The organism is Arthrobacter echini, assembly GCF_008107445.1.
GTDB classification, from domain to species: domain Bacteria; phylum Actinomycetota; class Actinomycetes; order Actinomycetales; family Micrococcaceae; genus Arthrobacter_D; species Arthrobacter_D echini_A.
This window is the reverse complement of sequence record NZ_VSLD01000006.1, coordinates 85,375-108,043: the sequence shown is the minus strand read 5'-3', so window position 1 is coordinate 108,043 and position 22,669 is coordinate 85,375. Positions and strand designations below refer to the sequence as shown.

The following is a 22,669-nucleotide window of genomic DNA, read 5'->3' as shown; positions in this document are numbered from 1 at the left end:
TCGCTTGTCCTAGCCGATCAGTACGTTGGCGAAGACCTGCCATGCCAGGAGGGTCTTGGCGATGAGGCTGAGCACGATGTAGGTCCGTTCGCCGGTGAGGTAGTTCCTCCAGCGGCCGACCTGCTTGTACTGGAGCCACTGGTTGATCGCGAAGCTGTTGAAGAAGACGAACAGCGAGATGATGATGCCGTACACGAATCCCGGGGGCCCTTCCCCACCCTCGACGCCGACATTGACGATCAGGTAGACCGCCACGGCCAGCCACGGGCCGATGCCGGCAACGCAGCCGAACCAGAAGGGCGTCCACCAGGCGCGCTGCCCGCGTTGTGGGCGTCCGTCCGCGTCGTGCATGAGTCCGTTGTTCGTCATCTCCATCAGCCATCCGAAGAGGATCATCGAGATGTTGGCGATACCCAGACCGATGAGTGCTGCTATGTCCGAGATCCCCAGAATCAGGCTGATGAGCACGATCATGAGCGTGGAGGACACACTGTACTCAACCCACCGGAAACGATTACGTCCTCTGGAGAGCTCCCCGATGTAGCGGTGGAAACCGATGGGTGAGGCGATCAGGAAGTGGAAGAAGGCAGACAGGAACAGGAAAGATGCCGTCGCGATGCCCAGAGGCACATCGAAGACGAGATTGGTGACACCCTGCGACAAGGATGTCCCTGGGGTGCCGTTCAACGCGAACGTCGACACCGGTAGGGAGAAGTCGTTACTGAGCGCCACCATGAGTGATCCCGAGGCCAGATGAAGAAACCCCATGACAGCGTTGAAGACCCGCAACCGTGTGGCCGTGCGGAACGCTATCTGCACGGACGTGGTCTGCAGCTCCAAAGGAGAAACACTCATGAATAAGATTGTGTCACCATTGGATCGAATGTGATACCGGATCGGACTCCGGACCGCGACATTTCCTGGCGGTAAATTCGCCGGCTGTTTCGAGTACCGAGACCCGCTCTGCATTGCCTTCCGGCGCGACCGAAGAACTCACCCAGTCAGCCAATGAAGCTGAGCGCGGCTGATTGGCAGAGCGATCTACACCCGCCTTCTGCATCACAGGAGGAGAGCACGTGGTGTTTGCAGTGGTTTGCCGCCGATCTCCGGCGGTGGCAGATCGACTCTCTGGATACGCCACTTACAGTCGGCCCTGCGAAGTCCAGCCGGATGGGGGCTCACCCTTGCTTGAAGGCTTTTGTAGCCCAAGGATGAGGAACGTGATGCTCACGGTAAAAAGGCAGCCCAGAACGTCGTTCCCGAAAACATTATCGAAATTGCGACGACAAGGAATACGATACCAATGGAAAGAACACCCTACCCGTGCCTTCGGGACGGCCGGCCGACGTCTGCTCTGGTTCCTTGCCGCCATCCATGTGGCAGACGCTACGCAGGAACAAGAAGATGCGCAATTGTGCACACCACTTGCTTCGGCGGGGGCGTCGTCCTGGAATGCCTCGACGAGCACGAACCGGTCGGGTGCTTGCCCTATGAGGGCGGGGAGCTACTCCAGAGAGGTGCAGTCGTGGGCCATGAATCAGCGGCGAGCCCCGGCGAATTCGAAAACGTACGCGAAAGCGGTCCTGGTGTAGGCGATGCCCCGCCCCTGGCGACGAATGGTGTCGGGGTCGGCTGCCGACGGTCGTCGGGGGATGAGATAGCCGTCGAGGCCCGCGGTATCGAGTCGGTACCCGCCGTCGCGCTGGTGCACCGTGGCAACAAGCCGGAGGACCGGATCGAGTGCGGCAAGGCTGGCATCTCCGTGACTGGTATTGGCCAGCAAGCTGCCCTGTGACGAGAGATAGTGTCGACAGTGTTCCCAGACCGGCCCGGCGTAGAGCGAGATGAGTAGGTCGAAGCTGCCTCGCAGGATCGGCAGCGGCGTGGTGTAGTCTCCGGTCTCGCTGTACCAGTCGGTGGGGAAGGCGGCCTCGATCCCGTACACCACGGGACCGCCCAGCTCGACCAGGACGTCCGTCCACTGGAGGCCGCGACGCAGGTTCGCCCTCTTGTTGTAGCTCGCGTCGATGATGTTGAGCGAGCCGACGAAGGCCCTCTCGCCGTCGACGATCATCGCCTTGCGATGGTTGCTGAGGTCAGGTCGCTGGTACCGCCCCCGGAGGGGTTGTACCGGCAACATCAGGTGCCGATCGATGCCGGCGCTCGTGAGCTTCTCGATGGTTGCGCGGTAGTTCGGAGAGCGCCAGGACCCGATGTGGTCGAGCAACACCCTCACCGTGACACCCCTGCGTACGGCGCGGGTCACCGCATCGAAGAACTCGGTCGTGGTCTCATCGAGGGACAGGATGTACGTCTGGAGGTGGACAGAGTGCCGAGCGGACTCGACGGCCGACGTCAGGGCGGCGAGTTCCGCTGCGTATCCCGTGATGAGGGTCGTGGTGTTGCCCCTGAGCATGGGCATAGCGCCCAGCCGTCGGTTCAGGCGCACGACCGGGCGGATCCACGGCGGATCCGGGGCCTCGGTGACCAGATCCAGCGCGCCCGGGTCGACGGCCCTGATGGTGTCGCTCATGGTCGCCTGCTTCTCACGACGCGATCGGGGAAGGTGCGGGCTCCCGATGAGCAGGAACACGATGGTGCCGATCACCGGGATGAAGAAGATCGCCAGGAGCCAGGCCATGGCTGCAGTCGGTCTGCGCCCCTGCGGGAAGGTGATCAGCGCACCGATACGCAGGGCGAGGTCGAGGACCAGGAGGATCGCGCCCAGGACGACGGCCAGTCCCGTCACATCGCGGATCATCCGGCGGACACCGCGCCGGGCCTCAACCGCGGAGGTCGGCGCGGCGGCGGAAACCGACGAGGCCGACAAGGGCGACCACGACGGCGATACCGACCATGACCGCAGCCAGTCCGCCGTCGATGCCGTCGACCACCGGCACGTTTCCGCTGTAGGGATACCAGAGATTGACCTTGGCCCACCCGGTCAGCGCATCGTTCAGCGGCAGGAAGGTCGCGAGGACGAACGAGACGGCCGCGATCCCTGCGGTGATCGCCGAGCTCAGGCGCCGGTCGCCGAGGAGAGCGCCGAGGGTCAGCGCTATCGCCGCATACATCAGACCGAACAGGAAGACCCAGAGTGCGGAGGATGCCAGGGCTCCGATGGCGATCCCCATGTCACCGCTCGCGTTGCCGATGACCATCCCGAGGAACATCGCGACGCTGACCAGCAGCAGATGTGTCACCACGGCGGCGGTCTTGGCCGCGAGGAAGGTGGTACGACCCACCCCGGAGGACAGGACCAGCCCGAGGGTGCGAGCCTGCTCCTCACCCGCCGTCGCGGCTCCGGCGGAGATGATCGCCGCGGCGATGAGGAAGCCCGGAGCGAGGATCGAGAGCATTTCCGCGTGGAGCCAGCCCTCAGGGGTGGCCAGTGATATCCCGCCCAGGATCTGGTCGAAAGCAGCGGGTAGGTTCTGGGCCAGATCTGCGAAAGTATCGCGCAGAGGTGGCCAGAGGGCACCGACTCCCGCACCGATGACCAGACCGTAGACGGCCAGGACGGATACGAGTACCAGCTTGTCGCCGACGGCGCGGGCCCAGATCGTGGCGAAGTGCCTGCCGACCGAACGGGCCGGTCCGCGACCACCCCCGGAGGTGCTGTCGCGAGTGGAAGGCGTGATGGGTGCTGCGGTCATGAGGTTCATCCCTTCAGGTCGCGCCGGTTCACGGCGACGAGACCGGCGACCAGTGCGACGACGATGATGGCTGCGAAGGCACCCAGGTGGGAAAGATCGATCCCGTTGCGCAGCGGATCACTGCCCAGGGCGTAGTGCCACGGGCTGAGCCGTGCCCACTGCTCCAGACCGGCGAGCGGCAGCATGGCCGAGGTCAGATAGGAGATGACCGCGAGGCCGCCTGCTGTTCCGGAGGCCAGCTCGGGACGGCCGGTGGCTGCCCCGACCGCGAGGGCCACGGCGGCGAAGGCCAGGGCGAGCATCACCAGATGGGTGCTGCCGGCCGCCAGTGCACCTGCGGTGAGCTCGGAATCGAAGACGAGCGCGGCCACTGTCATCCCGCCCCAGAAGAGCCCGGCGATGACGACCAGGCTCAGGAGGAGGCTGCAGGCCTTCGCAAGGAGGAGACTTCGCCGGGTCACCGGTTGCGCCGACAGGACGGCCATGGTGCCCTCGCGCTCCTCCCCCGCGAAGAGGCCGGCTCCCGCGATGATGCCGTAGGCGACGAGGGCGATGGGTGCCATCAGGGTGAAGATCTCACCCACCACGTAGCCGCCCGGTGAATCGCCGCCGATGAACGCCGTCAGTGCCTCGGGCATGGAGGCGGTCAGGGAGTCGAGGGCGGAGCCGAGGCTGCCGGAGACGGCGAGCCCGAAGAAGGTGAAGACGGCGAGGGTCCCGCCGAGGACGCCGGTCGGGACCGCGCGTTGTCGACTCTCGTGCCGCAGGACCTCAGCGAACATGGCGTCCCGCCCTGGGCGCCGATGCTGTCGCGGTCCGGGCCGGTGACAACGGGGCGGGGGAATCGTCGGAACGGTAGAAGGCCAGGAAGATCTCCTCGAGATCCGCGTCCCGGGAGTGCAGATTGACCACCTCATGGACCAGGGCCGCCTGCAGGACGTCGTTGACGCTCCCCTCGTAGGCGATCCCGGCGTGGACGCCGTCGATCTCGGCGTCCCGCACACCGGCGACGCCCTCGAACATGTCGATCGGGACCGGCTGGTCGAACTCGAAGTCCAGGCGTCGGATGGCCTTGCGCTTGAGCTCGTCCACCCGCTCGACGACGACGAGCTTCCCCCGCCGGATGATCCCGACGCGGTCCGCGACGCGCTCCACCTCGGAGAGGGTGTGGGAGGACAGGAAGACGGTGCGACCGGCAGCGCGTACCTCGCGCAGCATCTCGTGGAAGGTCTGCTGCATGAGGGGATCGAGGCCGGCATTGGGCTCGTCGAGGATGAGCAGCTCGGGGCGGTGCATGAAGGCCTGGATGAGACCGATCTTCTGCCGGTTGCCGGTCGAGTAGTCCGCCACTTTCTTCCCGAGGTCTGCTTCCAGGCGTTCAGCCAGTTCCAGCACGTAGGACCAGTCCACATTTCCGCGCAGCCGTGCGAAGTACCGCAGCGTCTGGATACCGGTGAGCTTCGGGTACAGCGCCAGATCGCCCGGGATGTAGCCGATGCGTCGGTGGATCTCGAGCGAGTCCGGCCCCACAGCGAGACCCAGGACCCGCGCCGATCCGGAGGAGGGTCGCAACTGATCGAGCAGCATCCTGATGGTCGTGGATTTTCCGGCACCGTTGGGTCCGAGGAATCCGAAGATCTCTCCGCGGCCGATCTCCAGGTCCAGCTCCTCCACGGCGGTGAAGTCCTTGAACTGCTTGGTCAGGCCGACAATTTCGATGGCCGCTGTACCCGAGGCATCCGGTGACTCTGCCGGTCCCGATGGCGTGGGTTCGCGGTCACGATCTACGGACGTGGCTGCTGCTTCGACCTCGTCACTCACCGGGCGCTCCTCGCTGGGCGTGATACCGGGCGATCAAACGGGGAGTCTCCCCGGCGCCTCATCGATAGCCTCGAGACGCTTCATAGTGTCCTCCACATCGCGGGAGGAGTGAAGGGGCAGCTGGGCGAACGGACGGCACCGGCCCTGCGTGCGGCGCAACACGGCGTAATGCAAAGGAGCCACCATCCGGGGACCGGGCGTAGCCTCCTGCGCATGCTGCACACCCCGGGATCGATCCCCACCCTTGACCTCAGTACCGCGCGTTCCGCCGATGGCTCCTTCACCCCGGAGTTCATCGAGGAGCTGCGTGCCGCCGCACACACCGTCGGCTTCTTCCACGTGGTCGGCTACGGCGCCGCCCCCACCCAGGTCGATGACCTCTTCGACGTCACCCGCCGGTTCTTCGAGCTGCCGCTCGAGCAACGCCTCGCGATCCACAACCGCACCTCCCCCCACTTCCGCGGCTACGCCGGCCTGGGGACCGAGATCACGCGCGGCCGCCCCGATGCCCGCGAGCAGATCGACTTCTCCCCCGAACGCGCACCCGTGGCCGAGTACCCGGCGGACGAACCGTACTGGCTCCTGCAGGGCCCCAATCTGTGGCCCCGCGAGACCCTGCCGGAACTCGAGGACCGGGCCATGGCCTGGGCGGACCTGATGTCGCAGGTGGGCGCCGAGCTGCTGTCGGCGATCGCCGTCGCCCTTCACCTGCCGGAAGACCACTTCGCCGAAGCGTTCGCTGCGACGCCGGCGTGGATGGCGAAGCTCGTCCACTACGTGGGCGGAGTGGTCGACGAGGCAGGATCGCAGGGCGTCGGCGCCCATGCGGACTACGGCTTCGTGACACTGCTGCTACAGGACGAGGTGGGCGGACTGGAGGTACTCCCCCACGGCACGGACACCTGGGTTCCCGTCACGCCGGTCCCCGGAGCGCTCGTGGTGAACCTGGGCGAGATGCTCGAGGTGGCCACCGAGGGATACCTCGCAGCCACCGTCCACCGCGTGACCGCTCCTGCCCCCGGCGTGGACCGCTACGCCATCCCGTTCTTCTGGTCACCACGCCTCGACGCCGTCATCGAGCCGGTTCCCCTCAGCGATGAGCTGAGGGCCTCGGCGCGCGGGGTCTCCGACGACCCGGAGAACCCGATGCTCTCCTCCTACGGCTCCAACGTCCTCAAGGGCCGCGTCCGCGCCCACCCGGATGTCACCGAACTCCACCACCCGGAGCTCCTCTCGCGCCGGACCGCCTGATCCCCGCCGTCGGGTGAAGGCCCGCGCCTGAAACCCGTGCCCGATTCGGCCGGCACCGGACCGTGCCCCGTTCCCGAAGTCGTACCGGGTGAGACAGACTGGGAGGAGCACTGGGAACGAATCGCGGTCACCCTCGACCGGTCGACGTGAGGAGCAGCATGACAGGCAAGGATCTTTTTCTCGACAAGTCGGACCCCGCCAGCTGGAGGGCCCTGAACGGTCTGGCGCTCAAGGTCGCCGAGGCGGTCGAGCAGGCCGGTCTGCCGCGCTCCACCGTCGAACTGGTCAACGTCCGGATCTCCCAGCTCAACGGCTGTGCCTTCTGCCTCGACCTGCATGTCCGGCTCGCGCGTCAGGCGGGGGCCAGCGAGCAGCAGGTCGCCGTCCTTCCCGCCTGGCGGGATACCACGGTGTTCTCCACCACCGAACGCGCCGCCCTCATGATCGGGGAAGCCGCCACGGAACTCCCCGACCACGAGCGGCTCCAGACGGAGTTGGCGGCCGCGCGGGCAGAGCTCACCGATGAGCAGTTCTCGGCCCTCCAGTGGGCTGCCGTGACCATGAATGCCTTCAACCGGGTCTCGATCCTCAGCGGCCATCCCGTGCGCCTCCGTCCTGGAGCAGGCAAGAACGCCACGCAGAAAGCAGCAGCGGAGGCATCATGAGCAATCTCGAGGTAGCCCCCAAGGAAACACTGTGCCGGCAGCAGGGACACCCTGACGGGGTGGAGGTCCTGCCCCCGCGCGATGTTCCGCTGGGCGGACCCCGTGCCATGCCCGTACGCCGGACGCTGCCGCAGCGGAAGCGCAGTTTGATCGGTTCCTGGTGCTTCCTGGACCATTACGGTCCGGATCTGGTCTCCACCTCCGGCGGCATGTCGGTGGCACGCCATCCGCATACCGGGCTGGCCACTGTCAGCTGGCTGTTCTCCGGCAAGATCGACCATCGGGATTCTGCCGGGAACACCGCGACCGTCGAACCTGGCGAGGTCAATCTCATGGTCGCCGGTCGCGGCATCTCCCACCAGGAACTCTCCACCCACGACACCACGGTGCTGCACGGCGCGCAGCTCTGGTTCGCACTGCCTGACTCCACGCGTCACATGCTGCCGACCTTCGAGCGCTTCGCCCCGGAGCCCGTCCGTCTCGCCGGCGCCGAGCTGAAGGTCTTCCTCGGGTCCCTCGCCGGCTCCACCTCGCCCGTGGAGACCTACACACCGCCCCTGCTCGCCGCCGAGGCAGTGATCAGCGCCGGAGAGACCCTCGAACTGGAACTGGATCCGTCCTTCGAACACGGCGTCCTCCTGGATACCGGTGACCTGACCCTCAACGGCTCCGCCGTTCCGGTGGACCATCTCGCATACCTGCCCACCGGGCATGCCCGGCTGATCCTGGAAGCGAAGCAGTCCCCCGTGCGGGTACTCATCCTGGGTGGGGAGCCCCTCGGTGAGCAGATCGTCATGTGGTGGAACTTCATCGGCCGGACCCACGAGGAAGTGGCCGCCTACCGGGAAGCATGGCAGGCCGAGATCGGCGCCGAACCCACCCCGTCCCCGGACGGGACTCCCGGTGGGATTCCCCCGCACCTACGCTTCGGCCCGTTCCCGGAGGGTACACCGGCACCGCTGCCCGCCCCCGTCCTACCCAATGTCCAGCTGCGACCTCGCGGCTAGCCACAGCCGATCAGGAGTTTCCATGGAACCGAAGAGTACTCCCACCGTCGAGCACGCAGCGGCGAAGAACTGCTACGAGATCCTCGACGACGGCACCGCTATCGGCAAGACCGAGTACGTGCCCGCCGGCGGCGTGGGGCAGAACGAACGGATCTTCCATCACACCGAGGTCGACGAGGCCTACGCCGGCCAGGGACTCGCGTCGATCCTGGTCAGGCACGCCCTCGACGACACCATTGCTGCCGGTCTGACGATCGTCCCTGTCTGCCCGTACATCAAGACGTGGCTGAAGAATCACGAGGAGTACCAGCAGCACGCCTCACCCGTGCGGCGCGAGCATCTGCAGGCCGTCCGGCAGCTCGCCGGGACCTGAGCCGACCCGTCACCGAGCGGGTACGCCGTTCGGCCCGTCGGATTCACCCGTGTCCACCCAGCGGATGCGGACGGGACCGCGTGCGTCGGCGTCAACAGGGTCGCCGCCCTGCGTGACCTCGACCAGCCCTGCCGCGGCGAGTTCGAAGGCGACGCGACGCGCTGCGGGCATCAGCTCCCGCCACTGCTCGCCACCGATGCTGCGCGCGGCCTCGGACGGGCAGAGCGTCTTCCCGTATCCGCGGTGCTCCGCAATACGCAGGATCTCCGCGCGCAGGGCCCCGGGAAGGGCCTCAGTCGTCATCGGCGGGGGCCCCGGCGGTGCCGGGAGGCTTCGGGCGAAGCGCCTCGAGCTCCTCAAGTGCCGCCGTCCACCGCGCCTCGCGCTGGGCCGCCGACTGCTCCCACCACGGCGTGCCCCGCTCGCCGAGGCCTTCCTTGGCGAGCTGGACGGTGCGCCGTGCCCGCGGAAGGGCGCCTCCGGCGTCGCCCTTGGAACTGTTGCGCACGCCGGAGCGCCCACGCCCGAGGTGGGACATGAGGCGGATCTTCACCTCCTCCGGCAGGGACGGATCGGTCTTCCGCCAGCGGCGTCCGCTGTGGAGGAAGAACCGCTTGTCGTCCGTGGTGCCACCGAGATCACTCATCAGGAGCCCTCACCGCCCCATGATCCGGGCGGGCCGAGCATCAGCAGGACGCTGAAGACCACACCTATGCCCACGACGGCGACCAGCAGTGCGACGAGCGGACTGCGCAGCACCCAGGCCTGCAGTTTCTCGGGGACCGTCGCGGGAGCCTCCGCTCCGGGGCCCAGACGCCAGGTGTCGCTCAGCTGCCCGCGGCGTTCGATCCGTCGTTCGAAGGGGATGGTCGCGAACGGGATCACCGCCGAGGCCAGGCCGAGCACCCCGGTGCCCGCCGACCAGCGCTGGTTGATCCAGACGAACACCGTTGTGACCACGAAGCACAGGAAGACGAACCCGTGCACGGCTCCTGCGGGTGGCACGAGCGCCTCGGTGGTCCGCGTGACGTACTTCAGGAACATTCCCAGCAGCAGGAAGGCCCACGTCATCACCTCCGCGACGGCGACGGAACGGAACAGCGTGCGGGGATTCATCGGTACTCCTGGTGATCGGGTCTCCCCCGATTGTTCCATTCTTCCCGGAGCCGCGGAGCCGCTCGAGCCCGGACACAGCGAGAGCCCCGTACCTATCGGCACGGGGCTCTCACATGCGGGACTACTTGCCCTTGAAGGCGTTCGAGACGTTGGACGCCGCATCCTTCACGTTCTCACCGGCCTGCTTGCCGGACGCCGAAGCCTGGTCGCCCTGACCCTCGGCCTTGAGATCGTGGTTGTCGGTCGAGTCGCCGATGGCCTCCTTGGCCTTGCCCGAGAGTTCCTCGGCTTTATTCTTCGCCTTGTCGATGAAGCTCATGCGAACATCCTTTCCTCGTCACTGCTGGTCGGTCCCGCGGATCCTCCCGCGGAGGTGCGGTTCAGCGGCACAGGACCCTCGCGCGGAACGACTACCACCCCGGGACACGGGCCCGCGCTGCTGCGGCCGATGGGGGTAATCTACCGTGCCGGAGCCGTCCTGTCGGAGGATCATGATGGACTGGACCCTGCCCGCCGAGCGAAAGGTCCCTGGTCCATGTTCCTGCTCGAGGCGTGCTCCCCTCGGTCCAGCCGACCGGATCTGGTGTTCTCGGCCTCCGATCTGGTGACGGCGTCGGAGTGCGAGTACCGCGTGCTGCGCGTACTCGACGAGAAGCTCGGGCGGACACCACGCGCAGAGTTCGCGGTGGACGGCATGACGGAGCGCGCAGCGCTGCTCGGGGACGTCCACGAGCGCCGCGTGCTGGACGGACTCGTGGCCGAGCACGGGCTGTGGTCACCGGATCGTCCCACGGGCGTGTACGACGTCGCACCGGCCGAGTCGATGGACCGTGCCACGCTGGCACACAAGCACGAGGAGTCGCTCCATGCACTGCACTCGGGGGCCTCCGTGGTGTTCCAGGCGGCCTTCTTCGACGGCGTCTTCCACGGGCGCTCCGATTTCCTCGTCCGCCGCCCCGATTCCTCCTACGCCGTCTGGGACACCAAACTCGCCCGGCGGGCGAGGGTGGGCGCCCTGCTGCAGCTCGCCGCCTACGGTGACCAGCTGCAGGCCGCAGGGATCCCGACGTCGCCCGAGGTGACGCTCGTGCTGGGCGACACCACGCACACCACGCACAGCCTTCCCGATCTCCTCCCGGTCTTCCGCGAGCGCCGCGACCGGTTCCTCGACCTGGTCGGGGCGCAGCGGGACCAGTCGCACCCGGTGGAGTGGGGCGCGTCCGGGCTACAGGCCTGCGGCCGCTGCCCCTACTGCACCGAGCAGGTGGAGGTCAGCCGCGATCTGCTGCTCGTCGCAGGCATGACCACAGAGCGCCGGGCGAAGCTCCGGAGCGAGGGCGTCCTGACCATCGAGCAGCTGGCAGCACAGCCCCCACGCGCGGGCGACCCGACCTCCGCCCGGCTGCGGGACCAGGCCCGGCTCCAGGTGGGCGTGGCGGAGACCGACGGCGGCGTCGTGTACACCGGCCCGGACGGGACGGAGCGCTCCGTCTCCTATCGCGTGCTCCCCGAGCACACCCTGGGCACGCTGCCGGCGCCGAGTCCGGGCGACATCTTCTTCGATTTCGAGGGTGACCCGCTCTGGCAGGACCCCGTGGACGGCAGCTGGGGCATCGAGTACCTGTTCGGTGTGCTGGAACTCCCCGCGTCCGGCGGCGCCCCGCCCTTCCACCCGTTCTGGGCGCACACCCGGGCCGAGGAGCGCTCGGCGCTGGCACGCTTCCTCGACTATGTGGCCGAGCGCCGCCGGCGGTTCCCGGAGCTGCACATCTACCACTACGCGGCGTACGAGCGCAGTGCCCTGCGCCGCCTGTCCCTCACCCACGTGATCGGGGAGGACGCGGTGGACACTCTGCTGCGCGAGGGCGTCCTCGTGGACCTCTACGACACCGTGCGCCACAGCCTGCGCCTCTCGGAGCGCTCCTACAGCCTCAAGAAGCTCGAGCCCCTGTACATGGGCTCGAACCTGAGATCCGGGGACGTCACCGACGCCGGCGCCTCCGTGGTGGCCTATGCGGCCTACTGCGCGGCCCGGGACGACGGCGATGCCGCGGCCGCCGCACAGCTCCTTGCGGGGATCAGCGACTACAACCGGTACGACTGCCTCTCGACACTGGGACTCCGCGCCTGGCTGCTCGGCCTGCAGGACCTCCGTGCCACAGGCGACGGCGACGCACCGCCGAGCCCCGCCCCGGCCCGGGGGGCTCAACCAGTCGGAGAGCGCCCCGGTCGGGAATCGCACAACCTGCCCGACGACCTGCCCGACGACGGTCCGGACCCTACCGAGGCCAGGCTGCTCCACCACCTGACCGATCCTCCTGAAGCAGCGGACCCCGCGGACCAGCAGGCCATCGCCCTGGTGGCCGCTGCCGTGGGCTACCACCGGCGCGAACGCAAGCAGTTCTGGTGGTCCCACTTCGATCGCCTCGCGGCATCGACCCAGGCCTGGGAGCAGTCCCGCGACGTCCTGGTCCTCCACGCCGTCGAGGTGCACACCGACTGGGCCCGCCCCACCCCGCGCTCCAACCCGGCCCGCGTCCTGAGGGCCACAGTCCGTATCGAGCCGGGAGCGGAGTTCCGCGAGGGCTCCACCTGCTTCGCCGTCTACGCCGCACCCGTAGCCGAGGACGCCGACTCGGTGGACAGCGGCGGAGCCGGCCGCGGCGGCTGGTTCGGCGCCGAGCTCCTGGCGGTGGACGAGAACACCGACGGTACGGCGACCGTCCTGCTCCGCGAGCGGTCGAAGCGCGGCGCCCCGGAACGGTCCGAATTACCCGTGGCCCTGACCCCCGACCAACCGCTCAGGACCAGGTCGCTGGAGGACGCGCTCGCCGCCCTCGCCGAGGACGTGGCCGGCTCACTACCCGACCTGCCGGCCGGCCCGGCGCTCGATCTCCTCCGGCGCCTGCCACCCCGGCTCGATGCCGCCGGAACACTTCCCACGGTCCCTCCGGGCGACGACGGGTACGTGGCGGCCATCGTCGCAGCACTGCAGGCGATGTCCTCCTCCTATCTGGCGGTGCAGGGTCCACCCGGCACCGGGAAGACCCACGTGGGGGCCGCCGTGATCGAGCGACTTGTCCGGGCCGGCTGGAAGATCGGCGTCGTCGCCCAGTCCCACGCCGTCGTCGAGAATCTGCTCGGCCGCGCCATCGACGCCGGGGTCCCGGCCGAGCGCGTGGCGAAGAAGCCCCGGGACCAGGGGAAGCCCGGCGACCAGCAGTCGCAACTGCCCTGGTCGCAACAATCGGACCAGGACGTGGCACGACTCGTGGACGATCCGGACGGCTGCCTGATCGGGGGAACCGCGTGGACCATGACGGGCAGGCTCGTGCCGGCGGAAGGCCTGGACCTGCTGGTCGTCGACGAGGCGGGCCAGTTCTCGCTGGCCAACACCATGGCCGTCGCCCGGGCCGCGCGCCGGCTGCTCCTCCTCGGGGATCCGCAGCAGCTCCCCCAGGTCACCCAGGGGACGCATCCGGCACCGGTGGATGACTCCGCGCTGGGGTGGCTGTCCGCCGAGCACACGACGCTGCCGGCCCGGTACGGGTACTTCCTCGCGGACACCTGGCGCATGCACCCCGCGCTGTGCAGGGCGGTCTCCCACTACGCGTACGAGGGCCGGCTCGAGACCGCCCCGGCTGCCCGCGAGCGCTCCCTCGACGGCGCCGCTCCCGGCATCGACTGTGTGGTCGTGGAGCACGCGGGGAACACCACCTCCTCGCCCGAGGAGGCGGCCGAGGTCCGCACGCAGGTCGGTCTGCATCTGGGACTGCCCTGGACTCCCGCGGCGGGTGCGGCACCCCGCCCCCTCGACCAGGCCGACATCCTCGTGGTCGCGCCCTACAACGCCCAGATGCGCCTGGTGCGCCGCGTCCTCGACGCCGCAGGGTACGCGGCCGTGCGGGTGGGTACCGTGGACCGGTTCCAGGGGCAGCAGTCCGTGGTCGTCCTGCTCACCCTGGCGGCGTCGTCGGCCGCGGAGGCCGCCAGGGGCGCAGGCTTCCTGCTCGACCGCCACCGGATCAACGTCGCGCTCTCCCGCGGCCAGTGGCGGGCCGTGATCATCCGCTCGCCCCGGCTCACCCACTACCTGCCAGGCTCACCGGACGGACTCGAGGACCTCGGGGCGTTCATCGGACTCTGCCAGCCCGGACACCAGGGCTCTGGGCGTTAAACGAAGAAGCAGGCCGGACCGGGGTCCGACCTGCTTCTTCGCGAAAAGATCTAGTGGAAGATCCGAACCCTAGAGGGGCTGGATGTTCGACGCCTGAGGACCCTTGGGGCCCTGCTCGGTGTCGAAGCTGACCTTCTGGTTCTCATCGAGCGAGCGGTAGCCGCTCGCGTTGATGGCGGAGAAGTGTGCGAACACATCTGCGCTTCCGTCGTCGGGAGCAATGAATCCAAAGCCCTTTTCAGCGTTGAACCACTTCACGGTACCTGTTGCCATTTTTATTTTATCCTTCTGAAACTCAGACGCGCTCCGACTTTCGGAGAGCCCCAGTCGCGGCGTGCTTGTCCGCTTTTTCAGAGACGCGGCCCACCCCGTGAGGGCTGAACCGCACGAAATACAAATGCGCAACACTACAACCGAGACCCACTTAACCAAACCTTGCGGGGTAAAGGCAAGCAGGATGCGGAAAGTCGTGATTTCTGCGGGTCTCAGGCAGCCACGGGCAGCACGGATCCGGCGAGCAGTTCGAAGGATCGCAGCCACGCCTCGGTGCTCCCGGCCTGGGTGGCGACGATCAGCTCGTCGGCCCCGTACCGGGTGGTGAACTGCTCGAGGTAGTCCCGGACCATGTCGGGGGTCCCGACGGCGCTGTGCCGCGCCAGGCCCGCCATCTGCTGGCCGCCGGGCGAGGACAGGATGGCCTCGGACTCCTCCCGCGTGAAGCTCTGCCCACGACCGAGGAGCAGTGTGACGCGACGCAGCATGGCCTCGTGGAACTCGTGCCGCGCCTGGTCGGTGTCGTCGGCGGTGATGACATTCACGCCGGCGATGAAGTGCGGCGCCTGCGCCTGGGCCGATGGCCTGAACTCCCGGCGGTAGAGTGCGGCGGCGTCCTCCAGGGCCTGGGGTGCGAAGTGTGAGGCGAACGCGAAGGGCAGCCCGAGGGCCGCTGCGAGCCTCGCGCCGAAGAGCGAGGACCCAAGGATGTAGAGCGGCACGTTCGTGCCCTGTCCCGGGGTCGCCTGGACACCCGGGACACGGCTCTGCCCCGTCAGGTACCCCTGCAGCTCCAGGACGTCCTGCGGGAAGCTGTCAGCCGCCATGGGATCACGACGTAGTGCCCGGGCAGTGGTCTGGTCGCTGCCGGGCGCGCGTCCGAGACCGAGGTCTATCCGGCCGGGGTGGAGGCTCTCGAGGGTGCCGAACTGCTCGGCGATGGTCAGCGGCGAGTGGTTCGGCAGCATCACGCCGCCGGAGCCGAGGCGGATGGTCGAGGTGTGCGCGGCCACATGGGCTATCAGCACGCTCGTCGCGGACGAGGCGATACTGCCCATGTTGTGGTGCTCGGCGTACCAGATGCGGCTGTAGCCCCAGCGCTCGGCGTGCTGGGCCAGCGAGACGCTCGAGGCGAAGGTTTGCGCCGGCGTCGAGCCCTCGGCTACCTGGGCCAGATCCAGGATGGACAGGGGGACGGTCATGGTGTGCCTTTCGATCGTGCGTGCTGCGCAGAGATCATGCTGCAGCGCTCTCTGTACAAGAACCGTTGCCCGGGTACTTCAATTCCCGGCCGCGCTGGCAGGACCGGTTCTGCCGGACCGGGAGCCGCGGGCCGGCAGAACCGGGCCCGGTCCCCGGAGCGCCCGCGCTACGCTTGCCGTGTCCGTCCCCCACCCCGCCCGAACGACCGCTTCCGCCCCGGCGGCGCTGCCTCCAGGAGATCCGTGGCCCATCTCAGCCAGGTCGAGCGGCCCTCCCTGCACGAGCCCGTCCTCGCCGGTGTGGTCACGGCCATCGTCGGCTTCACCTCCTCCTTCGCCGTCGTCCTCGCCGGACTGCGGGCCACGGGCGCGAGTCCTGACCAGGCGTCCTCGGGACTGCTCGCCCTGACCGTGGTCGTGGGCCTGGGGATCATCCTGCTGGCGCTGCGGTACCGCGTGCCCGTGACGCTCTCGTGGTCCACGCCCGGCGCGGCGCTGCTGGCCGGGGCCAGCGTCCCCTCCGGCGGCTGGCCGGCTGCCGTGGGCGCCTTCCTCGTCACGGGCGTCCTCTTCGCCCTGACCGGTGCCGTTCCCTGGCTGGGCCGGCTCGTGGCGCGCATCCCGCAGCACCTGGCCCAGGCGATGCTCGCCGGGGTGTTGCTGCCCCTCTGCCTCGCCCCGTTCCGCTCCCTCGGGTCCATCCCCGAGCTGGTCCTGCCGGTGATCCTCGTGTGGCTCGCCGCCTCCGCCCTCGCGCCACGGTGGGCCGTGCCGCTCGCGCTCGTGGCGGCGCTGGTCGTGATCGGTGTCCAGCTGAGGCTGCAGGGCACCGTCATCGACCCCGCCTCCCTGCTCCCGCATCCCTCGCCCACCGTGCCGGTCCTGGAACCCGGAGCGCTGATCGGCCTCGCGCTGCCCCTGTACGTGGTGACGATGGCGTCGCAGAATCTGCCCGGCGTCGCCGTCCTGTCCTCCTTCGGGTACCGGACCCCGTGGCGGCCGGCGCTGCTCGTGACCGGGGTGGGCACCGCCGTCGTGGCTCCCTTCGGCGGGCACGCCGTCAATCTGGCGGCGCTCTCGGCAGCGCTGGCTGCCGGGGAGGGAGCGGGCGCCGACCGCGAGAGACGCTGGATCGCGGCGCTCACCGCGGGGTGCTCGTATCTCGTCCTCGCCGGGATCTCGGGGGCGCTCGTCGTCGTCGTGGGCTCCGCACCGGCCGGGCTCGTCGAGGCCGTGGCCGGTCTTGCACTCATCGGGACCATGGCGACCGCGGTGACCGCCTCGTTCCGCGACGCCTCGGGGCGTATGAGCGGGGCCGTGACGTTCCTGCTGGCGGCCTCCGGCCTCACGATCCTCGGGATCGGCGGCGCCTTCTGGGCGCTGGTCGGCGGACTGCTCGTGCGGCTGACGCTCGAGCGGACGGCGGTCACCCGCACGCCCCGGGGCCCGGCGACCCGGGGGTCAGCGGCCGAGGGCTAGACCGGGGTGGTGGCCGCGTTCGCCTCGTCGCCCTCGTCGCGTGCCTTGCGCTGCCGGGCGCTGTCGAGGGCGTTGATGATGGGCCCCGCGGAGATACCGTGCACCACGATCGACATGACGATGACCAGCGCAACGATGCGCCAGAGCGTCGCCTCGTCGGCCATGAACTCGCCCTTGGCCAACGCATAGCTCAGGTAGTACAGGGACCCGATGCCCCGCACACCGAAGAACGCCAGGACCCCCCTCTCCCGCGGCCCGGTCCGGGTGCGGGCGAGGCTGAGCCACGCGGTGACAGGACGCACCAGCACGATGAAGGCGACGGCGACCACCACCTCCAGCGGTCGCAGGCCGTCGAGGAGCCCGCGCGCCACGGCGCCTCCCAGGAGTACCAGCACCACCACCGTCAGGAGCCGCTCCAGCTGCTCGATGTAGCTGTGCAGCACCCCGTGGTAACCGTTCGTCTGTTCACCCGCGCGGATGGTGAGGGCGCAGACGAAGACGGCGATGAAGCCGTATCCCTCCACCCCCTCCGTCAGCCCGTAGGTCAGGAACGTGGCGGCCAGGGCCACGAAGCCCTGCGAGTAGTTGGCCAGGCGGACGCTCTCGAAGGGTGCGCGGAAGAAGATCCGGCCGAGCAGCTTGCCGATCAGGTACCCGAGGGCGCAGCCGATGACCGTGCGCCACAGCACATCCAGCAGGATCCACTCGGTGAGCCAGGCGGACGGTGCGGTACCGACCGTGCTGAGCAGGATCGCCAGGTAGACGAAGGGGAAGGCGAGTCCGTCATTGAGGCCCGCCTCGGAGGTCAACCCGAAGCGCACCTCGTCCTCCCGCTCCAGGTCCTCCTCCAGCTCCGTGGGCTCGCCCACCTGCACCTCGGAGGCCAGGACGGGGTCCGTGGGCGCCAGGGCCGCAGCGATCAGCAGGGCGGACGCGACGCCGAGACCCAGCACCCACATGCCCATGAGCGTGAGGACGACGATGCACAGCGGCATGGCGATGCCCAGGAGGCGCCACGTGGTCGCCCAACGGCGCCAGCCCAGTTTCCGGTCCAGGGCCAGGCCCGCGCCCATCAGGGAGATGATCACGCACACCTCGGTGAGGTGGATGGTGATGTCGCTGTACTTGACCGGGTCCGGATCCGGCAGATCCTCGGCGAACGTGAAGATGAGGATGCCCGCCCCGAGGAAGACCATGGGCATCGAGACGGGGGCCCGCATCAGCAGTCGGGGCAGGAGGGCTGCGGCGAAGACCGCGAGCCCCGCCGCCGTGAAGACGACGCTCGTCGGTTCGAACACGCATGACCTCTTCTTGTTGTGTACCCGTGGTGTCCCCCGACCAAGAATAAGTCAGCGTGCGGCACCTCCCGCGCCACCCGGTCCACGGCTGCCGGTCAGGATGATCGACCCAGCCTCGGCCGCGAACCCGGACGGCAGGCGCCCGTACCGCGTGAGAGCATGGAATTATGCCCAATTCGCCTCACCCCCTGGTCGATGTCACCGACATCATCCGGATCGTGGGCGGGGCCGCGTTCCAGCGGGGGCAGACCTACGCCAAGGACGGCGCCGTCAGCTCGGTGTCCTGGGACGCCGGCTCGAAGCTCCTCACCGGTCGCGTCCGGGGAACCGCGGCGAACGACTACCGGACCAAGCTCCGCCTCGGGGTCAAGGGTGACGGCCGGTTCCGCCCGCTCGAGAACTTCTGCAGCTGCCCGGTCGGCGCCGACTGCAAGCACGTCGCAGCCACCGCACTGCAGTCCAACACCGAGAACCTGCTGGCCCGGCACGACGACGAGCGCGGTGCCCGCCCGGATCCGCGGTCCGCCGTGCCGGAGGGCTGGCAGGCGTCCCTGACCGACCTCCTCTCCGCCGACGCCGACGCCCCGGACGGCACAGCGGCACCCACTCCCCTCGGCGTGCAGTTCGAGCTGAGGACGCCCGAGGTCGCCGTGCAGCGCTGGGGGTCGGCGGCCGAGCGCCAGGGCCAGCGCACGCTCAACACCCGCCTCGGCGTCCGGCCGGTCAGCCAGAACGGCAAGGGCAAGTGGATCAAGAACAATCTCTCCTGGGGGAGCATCAGCTACCAGACGTACGGGCTGACCTTCGACCCTGAACAGCACCGCTGGTTCTCCCAGTTCCCCGCCCTGCACCGCGGTACGGGGGTCAACTACTTCGGCAACAACGATTCCTGGCTTTACCTCGACGACTTCAGCAACCCGCTCCTGTGGCAGCTGCTGGACGAGGCGCAGAGGCTGGGGATCGCCTTCGTGGGGTCCCGGAAGTCGGTGCGGATCGACCTCGCCGAGCAGGCCACCCTGCGGCTCGATGCCAGCGTGGACGACGACGGCGCACTCCGGCTGGCCCCGGCCCTCGACATCGACGGCCGACCGCACCCCTCGGACACCGCCCACGTGATCAGCACCCACGGCATCTACGCGGTGACCGACGGCGACATCATCACCCTGGCGCCCACCTCCCGGAAACTCACGCCGAAGGACATCGAGCTCCTGCAGCGCGGTCACGCCGTCGTGGTCCCCGAGGAGGAGAAGTCCCTCTTTCTCCAGGAGTACTACCCCCGCCTGCGCCAGCGGATCGAGGTGGACAGCAGCGACGGCAGCGTGGACCTCCCCGTGATCGAACGGCCGCGGCTCGTCCTCACCACCACCTACACCGACGACGCGCTCACGCTCGACTGGCACTTCGACTACCCGCTCGGCGACACCGTGCGGCGTCGGCCTTTCCGCAGGGGCGGGCCCGGCAGCGACGACGGCTACCGGGACGCCGAGGCGGAGGACGCCCTCGGTGCCGCTGCACGGAAGACCCTCGGCACCCTCCCGCTGAGAACTCTCACCCTGGCGGACATGCAGGCCGTGGAGTTCGTCGAGGAGATCCTCCCGGAGCTCACCGCGCTCGACGACGTCCACGTCGAGATCGTCGGCGAGAAGCCCGACTACCGGGAGCTGACCGAGACGCCCACGCTGCGCATCAGCACCGTCGAGACGGACAACCGGGACTGGTTCGATCTCGGCGTCATGGTCACGGTCAGTGGTCGCACCATTCCGTTCGACGCGGTGTTCCGCGCCCTGGCACAGGGCAGGACGAAGCTCAAGCTCGTCGACAACACGTACCTGTCCCTCGAGCAACCCGTCTTCGACCAGCTGCGCGAGCTGATCGAGGAAGCCCGGTCCCTCAGCGAGTGGGACCCGGAGACGGGCCTGACGATCAGCCGCTACCAGGCGGGGCTCTGGGCGGAGTTCGAGGACCTCGCGGAGGAGACCGAGCAGGCGCAGTCCTGGCGCGACGCCGTCACGGGGCTGCTCGAGCTCGAGGAGGTCGCCGCGACGCCCGCCCCGGCCGGTCTCGTGGCCCGGATGCGCCCCTACCAGCTCGAGGGCTTCAGCTGGCTCGCATTCCTGTGGCGGCATCGCCTCGGCGGGGTGCTCGCCGACGACATGGGCCTGGGCAAGACCGTGCAGGCCCTGGCCCTGATGGTCCACGCGAAGGAGACCGGCGGCCTCGAGGCCCCGTTCCTCGTCGTCGCCCCCACCTCCGTCGTCCCGAACTGGACCAACGAGGCCCACCGCTTCGCTCCCGGGCTGAAGGTGGTCACCATCACCGACACGCAGGGCGCCGCGGGCCGGGCCTTGAGCGGGCAGGTCGGCGACGCCGATGTGGTCATCACCTCGTACACGCTCTTCCGCCTCGATTTTCCGGCCTACCAGGATCTTCCCTGGTCGGGGCTCGTGCTCGACGAGGCGCAGTTCGTGAAGAACCGGGCCTCCAAGGTGCACCAGGCGGCCAAGGACTTCCAGGCACCGTTCAAGCTCGCGATCACCGGAACACCCATGGAGAACAACCTCATGGAGCTGTGGTCCCTGTTCAGCATCGTGGCGCCCGGCCTGTTCCCGTCCGCCCGGAAGTTCACCGACGACTACCGCACGCCCATCGAGAAGATCGGCGACAACCGCCCGCTCGTGCGGCTGCGCAACCGGATCCGGCCGCTGATGATGCGCCGCACCAAGGAGGCCGTGGCCGCGGATCTGCCGCCCAAGCAGGAGCAGGTGCTCGAGGTGGAGCTCCACCCCGAGCACCAGCACATCTACGAGACGTACCTGCAGCGGGAGCGGCAGAAGCTTCTCGGCCTGATCGAGGACATGAACCGCAACCGGATGATCGTGTTCCGCTCCCTGACGCTGCTGCGCATGCTCGCCCTCGATGCCTCCCTCGTGGACCCGGCGCACGCCGGCGTCCCCTCGGCCAAGCTCGACGTCCTGTTCGAGAATCTGGAGGGGATCATTGCCGAGGGACACCGCGCACTGGTCTTCAGCCAGTTCACGTCCTATCTGAAGAAGGCCGCGGAGCAGCTCGAGGCACGCGGGATCAGGTACGCCTACCTGGACGGCTCCACGCGCAGCCGCGGCGACGTGATCGATTCCTTCAAGGACGGCGACGCCCCGGTGTTCCTCATCAGCCTGAAGGCCGGCGGGTTCGGCCTCAATCTGACCGAGGCCGACTACTGCTTCATCCTGGACCCCTGGTGGAATCCCGCGTCCGAGAACCAGGCCGTGGACCGCACGCACCGCATCGGCCAGACCAAGAACGTGATGGTCTATCGCATGGTGTCCAAGGGGACCATCGAGGAGAAGGTCATGAAGCTCAAGGAGAACAAGGCGAAACTCTTCACGTCCGTGATGGACGACGACGCCGTGTTCAGCTCGGTCATCACCGCGGAGGACATCCGGGGTCTGCTGGAGGCCTGACCGGCCGCCTCAGCCGCCCGGCTGATCGGCGGGAGCGTGCCGCAGGGCCGGGTCGAGCAGTTCGGCGAACGCCCTGGGGCGGGCCGCGATCCACCAGTGGCTGCCGGGGACACTCGTCACGGTGAGATCCTCCACCAGGTCCTCCAACCCGTCGACGAGCTTCGGCGAGATAAAGGGGTCCTTGAGCGGGACGATCACGTGGACGGGGGCCGACACACGGCGGCTCCTGGGCGGAATCTCCTCCGAGAACATGTTCACGCGGTACAGGGCCAGCCCACGGATGGGGTCGGTGCCCACATTGCGGCGCGCCGCCAGCTCGTACCGGCGGGTCAGGCCGGAGCGCCAGAGCAGCTCGGGCAGGACCGGCAGCTGGAACAGGGCGACGTACCAGCTGCGCAGCAGCTGCCCGATGCCCTGTGGCATCAGCCGCGGCTCCCGGAGGCGACGCCGAAGCCAGCGCGAGAAGTGCCGCAGGTCGGGTCCGGAGATGCTCGTGTAGTCGACGATCCGGCCGTCGGCCCGCTCGTCCTGCACGGCGGCCCAGCCCTGGATGGACCCCCAGTCGTGGCCGACGAGCCGCACACCCCCGGGGGTGTCGACGGCGTCCAGCACGGCGAAGATGTCGTCCACCAGCTCCCCCAGGGTGAAGCCCGCCCCACCGAGCGTGCGGGAGCGGCCCGCGTTGCGCGTGTCGAAGGCGACCAGGTGATGCGTCGGGGCGAGCTCGCGCAGCACCGGGTGGTAGACGCGGTGGTCGTCGGGGTAGCCGTGGACGAACACCAGCGTCGGCGCGTCGGGACGGGGATCCACGCCGTACTCGAAGACGGCGATGTCGGCGCCCTTCGTGGGGACCGTCCGGTGGCGTTCGCGCAGCACATCCATGGCTCCAC

The 22,669-nt window shown here is 68.7% G+C and carries 20 protein-coding genes; 7 read left to right on the top strand and 13 right to left on the bottom strand.

The genetic code is table 11. The annotated features are described in order from the left end of the window. Nucleotides 1–9: 9 nt before the first annotated feature. The 5 genes from heR to FQ377_RS11900 all read right to left on the bottom strand — a co-directional run bounded on the left by heR (nucleotide 10) and on the right by FQ377_RS11900 (nucleotide 5,477). On the bottom strand, nucleotides 10–855 hold the full coding sequence (gene heR, locus FQ377_RS11920) for a heliorhodopsin HeR (RefSeq protein ID WP_148601488.1): 846 nt from the start codon (nucleotides 853–855) through the stop codon (nucleotides 10–12). A 682-nt stretch (nucleotides 856–1,537) separates the two neighbouring features. Further along, nucleotides 1,538–2,749, bottom strand: a complete 1,212-nt coding sequence (locus FQ377_RS11915) for a phospholipase D-like domain-containing protein (RefSeq protein ID WP_222861869.1) — start codon at nucleotides 2,747–2,749, stop codon at nucleotides 1,538–1,540. 34 nt (nucleotides 2,750–2,783) lie between these two features. Further along, nucleotides 2,784–3,656, bottom strand: a complete 873-nt coding sequence (locus FQ377_RS11910) for an ABC transporter permease (protein ID WP_187393350.1) — start codon at nucleotides 3,654–3,656, stop codon at nucleotides 2,784–2,786. 5 nt (nucleotides 3,657–3,661) lie between these two features. Then, nucleotides 3,662–4,438: an ABC transporter permease subunit gene (locus FQ377_RS11905; RefSeq protein WP_187393349.1), complete on the bottom strand. Its 777-nt coding sequence runs from the start codon at nucleotides 4,436–4,438 to the stop codon at nucleotides 3,662–3,664. Further along, a complete protein-coding gene (locus FQ377_RS11900) occupies nucleotides 4,428–5,477 on the bottom strand; it encodes an ABC transporter ATP-binding protein (protein ID WP_222861868.1) in 1,050 nt (349 codons plus the stop codon). Before FQ377_RS11900 ends, FQ377_RS11905 begins: the two co-directional genes overlap by 11 nt. Before the next feature lie 213 nt (nucleotides 5,478–5,690). Here FQ377_RS11900 and FQ377_RS11895 point away from each other — a divergent pair, with 213 nt between their 5' ends. The 4 genes from FQ377_RS11895 to FQ377_RS14885 all read left to right on the top strand — a co-directional run bounded on the left by FQ377_RS11895 (nucleotide 5,691) and on the right by FQ377_RS14885 (nucleotide 8,773). Beyond that, nucleotides 5,691–6,728, top strand: a complete 1,038-nt coding sequence (locus FQ377_RS11895; RefSeq protein WP_148601484.1) for an isopenicillin N synthase family dioxygenase — start codon at nucleotides 5,691–5,693, stop codon at nucleotides 6,726–6,728. 158 nt (nucleotides 6,729–6,886) lie between these two features. Beyond that, nucleotides 6,887–7,393, top strand: a complete 507-nt coding sequence (locus tag FQ377_RS11890; RefSeq protein WP_148601483.1) for a carboxymuconolactone decarboxylase family protein — start codon at nucleotides 6,887–6,889, stop codon at nucleotides 7,391–7,393. Beyond that, complete coding sequence (locus tag FQ377_RS11885) at nucleotides 7,390–8,400, top strand: pirin family protein (RefSeq protein ID WP_187393348.1); 1,011 nt, start codon at nucleotides 7,390–7,392, stop codon at nucleotides 8,398–8,400. The genes FQ377_RS11890 and FQ377_RS11885 overlap by 4 nt, the downstream gene beginning before the upstream one ends. A gap of 22 nt (nucleotides 8,401–8,422) precedes the next feature. Next, nucleotides 8,423–8,773 (top strand): GNAT family N-acetyltransferase, encoded by a 351-nt coding sequence (locus FQ377_RS14885; protein ID WP_187393347.1) that lies wholly within the window; start codon nucleotides 8,423–8,425, stop codon nucleotides 8,771–8,773. Between the two features lie 9 nt (nucleotides 8,774–8,782). Here FQ377_RS14885 and FQ377_RS11880 read toward each other — a convergent pair whose 3' ends face one another. The 4 genes from FQ377_RS11880 to FQ377_RS11865 form a co-directional block, all read right to left on the bottom strand. Then, nucleotides 8,783–9,076 carry a DUF3253 domain-containing protein gene (locus FQ377_RS11880; protein ID WP_148601482.1) on the bottom strand — a complete coding sequence of 98 codons (294 nt, stop codon included), beginning with the start codon at nucleotides 9,074–9,076 and terminating at the stop codon, nucleotides 8,783–8,785. Then, on the bottom strand, nucleotides 9,066–9,419 hold the full coding sequence (locus tag FQ377_RS11875; protein WP_148601481.1) for a 2-polyprenylphenol hydroxylase: 354 nt from the start codon (nucleotides 9,417–9,419) through the stop codon (nucleotides 9,066–9,068). The genes FQ377_RS11880 and FQ377_RS11875 overlap by 11 nt, the downstream gene beginning before the upstream one ends. Continuing rightward, nucleotides 9,419–9,889 (bottom strand): DUF3817 domain-containing protein, encoded by a 471-nt coding sequence (locus FQ377_RS11870; RefSeq protein WP_148601480.1) that lies wholly within the window; start codon nucleotides 9,887–9,889, stop codon nucleotides 9,419–9,421. Before FQ377_RS11870 ends, FQ377_RS11875 begins: the two co-directional genes overlap by 1 nt. Before the next feature lie 121 nt (nucleotides 9,890–10,010). After that, nucleotides 10,011–10,208 (bottom strand): CsbD family protein, encoded by a 198-nt coding sequence (locus FQ377_RS11865; RefSeq protein WP_148601479.1) that lies wholly within the window; start codon nucleotides 10,206–10,208, stop codon nucleotides 10,011–10,013. Nucleotides 10,209–10,424: 216 nt separating this feature from the next. On the opposite strand from FQ377_RS11865, the gene FQ377_RS11860 reads away from it, so the two are divergent. Next, nucleotides 10,425–14,066 carry a TM0106 family RecB-like putative nuclease gene (locus FQ377_RS11860; protein ID WP_148601478.1) on the top strand — a complete coding sequence of 1,214 codons (3,642 nt, stop codon included), beginning with the start codon at nucleotides 10,425–10,427 and terminating at the stop codon, nucleotides 14,064–14,066. Nucleotides 14,067–14,135: 69 nt separating this feature from the next. On the opposite strand, the gene FQ377_RS11855 is transcribed toward FQ377_RS11860, so the two are convergent. Then, nucleotides 14,136–14,339, bottom strand: a complete 204-nt coding sequence (locus FQ377_RS11855; RefSeq protein ID WP_026533290.1) for a cold-shock protein — start codon at nucleotides 14,337–14,339, stop codon at nucleotides 14,136–14,138. Nucleotides 14,340–14,551: 212 nt separating this feature from the next. Beyond that, nucleotides 14,552–15,541 carry an LLM class flavin-dependent oxidoreductase gene (locus tag FQ377_RS11850; RefSeq protein WP_148601477.1) on the bottom strand — a complete coding sequence of 330 codons (990 nt, stop codon included), beginning with the start codon at nucleotides 15,539–15,541 and terminating at the stop codon, nucleotides 14,552–14,554. Between the two features lie 243 nt (nucleotides 15,542–15,784). Between FQ377_RS11850 and FQ377_RS11845 the strand changes: the two genes are divergently transcribed. Then, the gene (locus FQ377_RS11845) at nucleotides 15,785–17,020 is read left to right on the top strand and encodes a benzoate/H(+) symporter BenE family transporter (RefSeq protein WP_262364431.1); all 1,236 of its coding nucleotides are present in this window, start codon (nucleotides 15,785–15,787) and stop codon (nucleotides 17,018–17,020) included. On the opposite strand, the gene FQ377_RS11840 is transcribed toward FQ377_RS11845, so the two are convergent. Continuing rightward, a complete protein-coding gene (locus FQ377_RS11840; RefSeq protein WP_148601475.1) occupies nucleotides 17,017–18,318 on the bottom strand; it encodes a cation:proton antiporter in 1,302 nt (433 codons plus the stop codon). The two genes, FQ377_RS11845 and FQ377_RS11840, sit on opposite strands and share 4 nt — an antisense overlap. Nucleotides 18,319–18,485: 167 nt before the next feature. Here FQ377_RS11840 and FQ377_RS11835 point away from each other — a divergent pair, with 167 nt between their 5' ends. After that, nucleotides 18,486–21,779, top strand: coding sequence for a DEAD/DEAH box helicase (locus tag FQ377_RS11835; RefSeq protein ID WP_148601474.1), 3,294 nt, complete (start codon nucleotides 18,486–18,488; stop codon nucleotides 21,777–21,779). 9 nt (nucleotides 21,780–21,788) lie between these two features. On the opposite strand, the gene FQ377_RS11830 is transcribed toward FQ377_RS11835, so the two are convergent. Next, nucleotides 21,789–22,661, bottom strand: coding sequence for an alpha/beta fold hydrolase (locus FQ377_RS11830; protein WP_262364430.1), 873 nt, complete (start codon nucleotides 22,659–22,661; stop codon nucleotides 21,789–21,791). Nucleotides 22,662–22,669: the final 8 nt, after the last annotated feature.

Coding starts and splice junctions, on each gene's coding strand:
- heR (WP_148601488.1), bottom strand. CDS start 855: ATGAGTGTTTCTCCTTTGGAGCTGCAGACCACGTCCGTGCAGATAGCG.
- FQ377_RS11910 (WP_187393350.1), bottom strand. CDS start 3,656: ATGACCGCAGCACCCATCACGCCTTCCACTCGCGACAGCACCTCCGGG.
- FQ377_RS11905 (WP_187393349.1), bottom strand. CDS start 4,438: ATGTTCGCTGAGGTCCTGCGGCACGAGAGTCGACAACGCGCGGTCCCG.
- FQ377_RS11895 (WP_148601484.1), top strand. CDS start 5,691: ATGCTGCACACCCCGGGATCGATCCCCACCCTTGACCTCAGTACCGCG.
- FQ377_RS11890 (WP_148601483.1), top strand. CDS start 6,887: ATGACAGGCAAGGATCTTTTTCTCGACAAGTCGGACCCCGCCAGCTGG.
- FQ377_RS11885 (WP_187393348.1), top strand. CDS start 7,390: ATGAGCAATCTCGAGGTAGCCCCCAAGGAAACACTGTGCCGGCAGCAG.
- FQ377_RS14885 (WP_187393347.1), top strand. CDS start 8,423: ATGGAACCGAAGAGTACTCCCACCGTCGAGCACGCAGCGGCGAAGAAC.
- FQ377_RS11880 (WP_148601482.1), bottom strand. CDS start 9,076: ATGACGACTGAGGCCCTTCCCGGGGCCCTGCGCGCGGAGATCCTGCGT.
- FQ377_RS11875 (WP_148601481.1), bottom strand. CDS start 9,419: ATGAGTGATCTCGGTGGCACCACGGACGACAAGCGGTTCTTCCTCCAC.
- FQ377_RS11870 (WP_148601480.1), bottom strand. CDS start 9,889: ATGAATCCCCGCACGCTGTTCCGTTCCGTCGCCGTCGCGGAGGTGATG.
- FQ377_RS11865 (WP_148601479.1), bottom strand. CDS start 10,208: ATGAGCTTCATCGACAAGGCGAAGAATAAAGCCGAGGAACTCTCGGGC.
- FQ377_RS11860 (WP_148601478.1), top strand. CDS start 10,425: ATGTTCCTGCTCGAGGCGTGCTCCCCTCGGTCCAGCCGACCGGATCTG.
- FQ377_RS11855 (WP_026533290.1), bottom strand. CDS start 14,339: ATGGCAACAGGTACCGTGAAGTGGTTCAACGCTGAAAAGGGCTTTGGA.
- FQ377_RS11850 (WP_148601477.1), bottom strand. CDS start 15,541: ATGACCGTCCCCCTGTCCATCCTGGATCTGGCCCAGGTAGCCGAGGGC.
- FQ377_RS11835 (WP_148601474.1), top strand. CDS start 18,486: ATGCCCAATTCGCCTCACCCCCTGGTCGATGTCACCGACATCATCCGG.
- FQ377_RS11830 (WP_262364430.1), bottom strand. CDS start 22,661: ATGGATGTGCTGCGCGAACGCCACCGGACGGTCCCCACGAAGGGCGCC.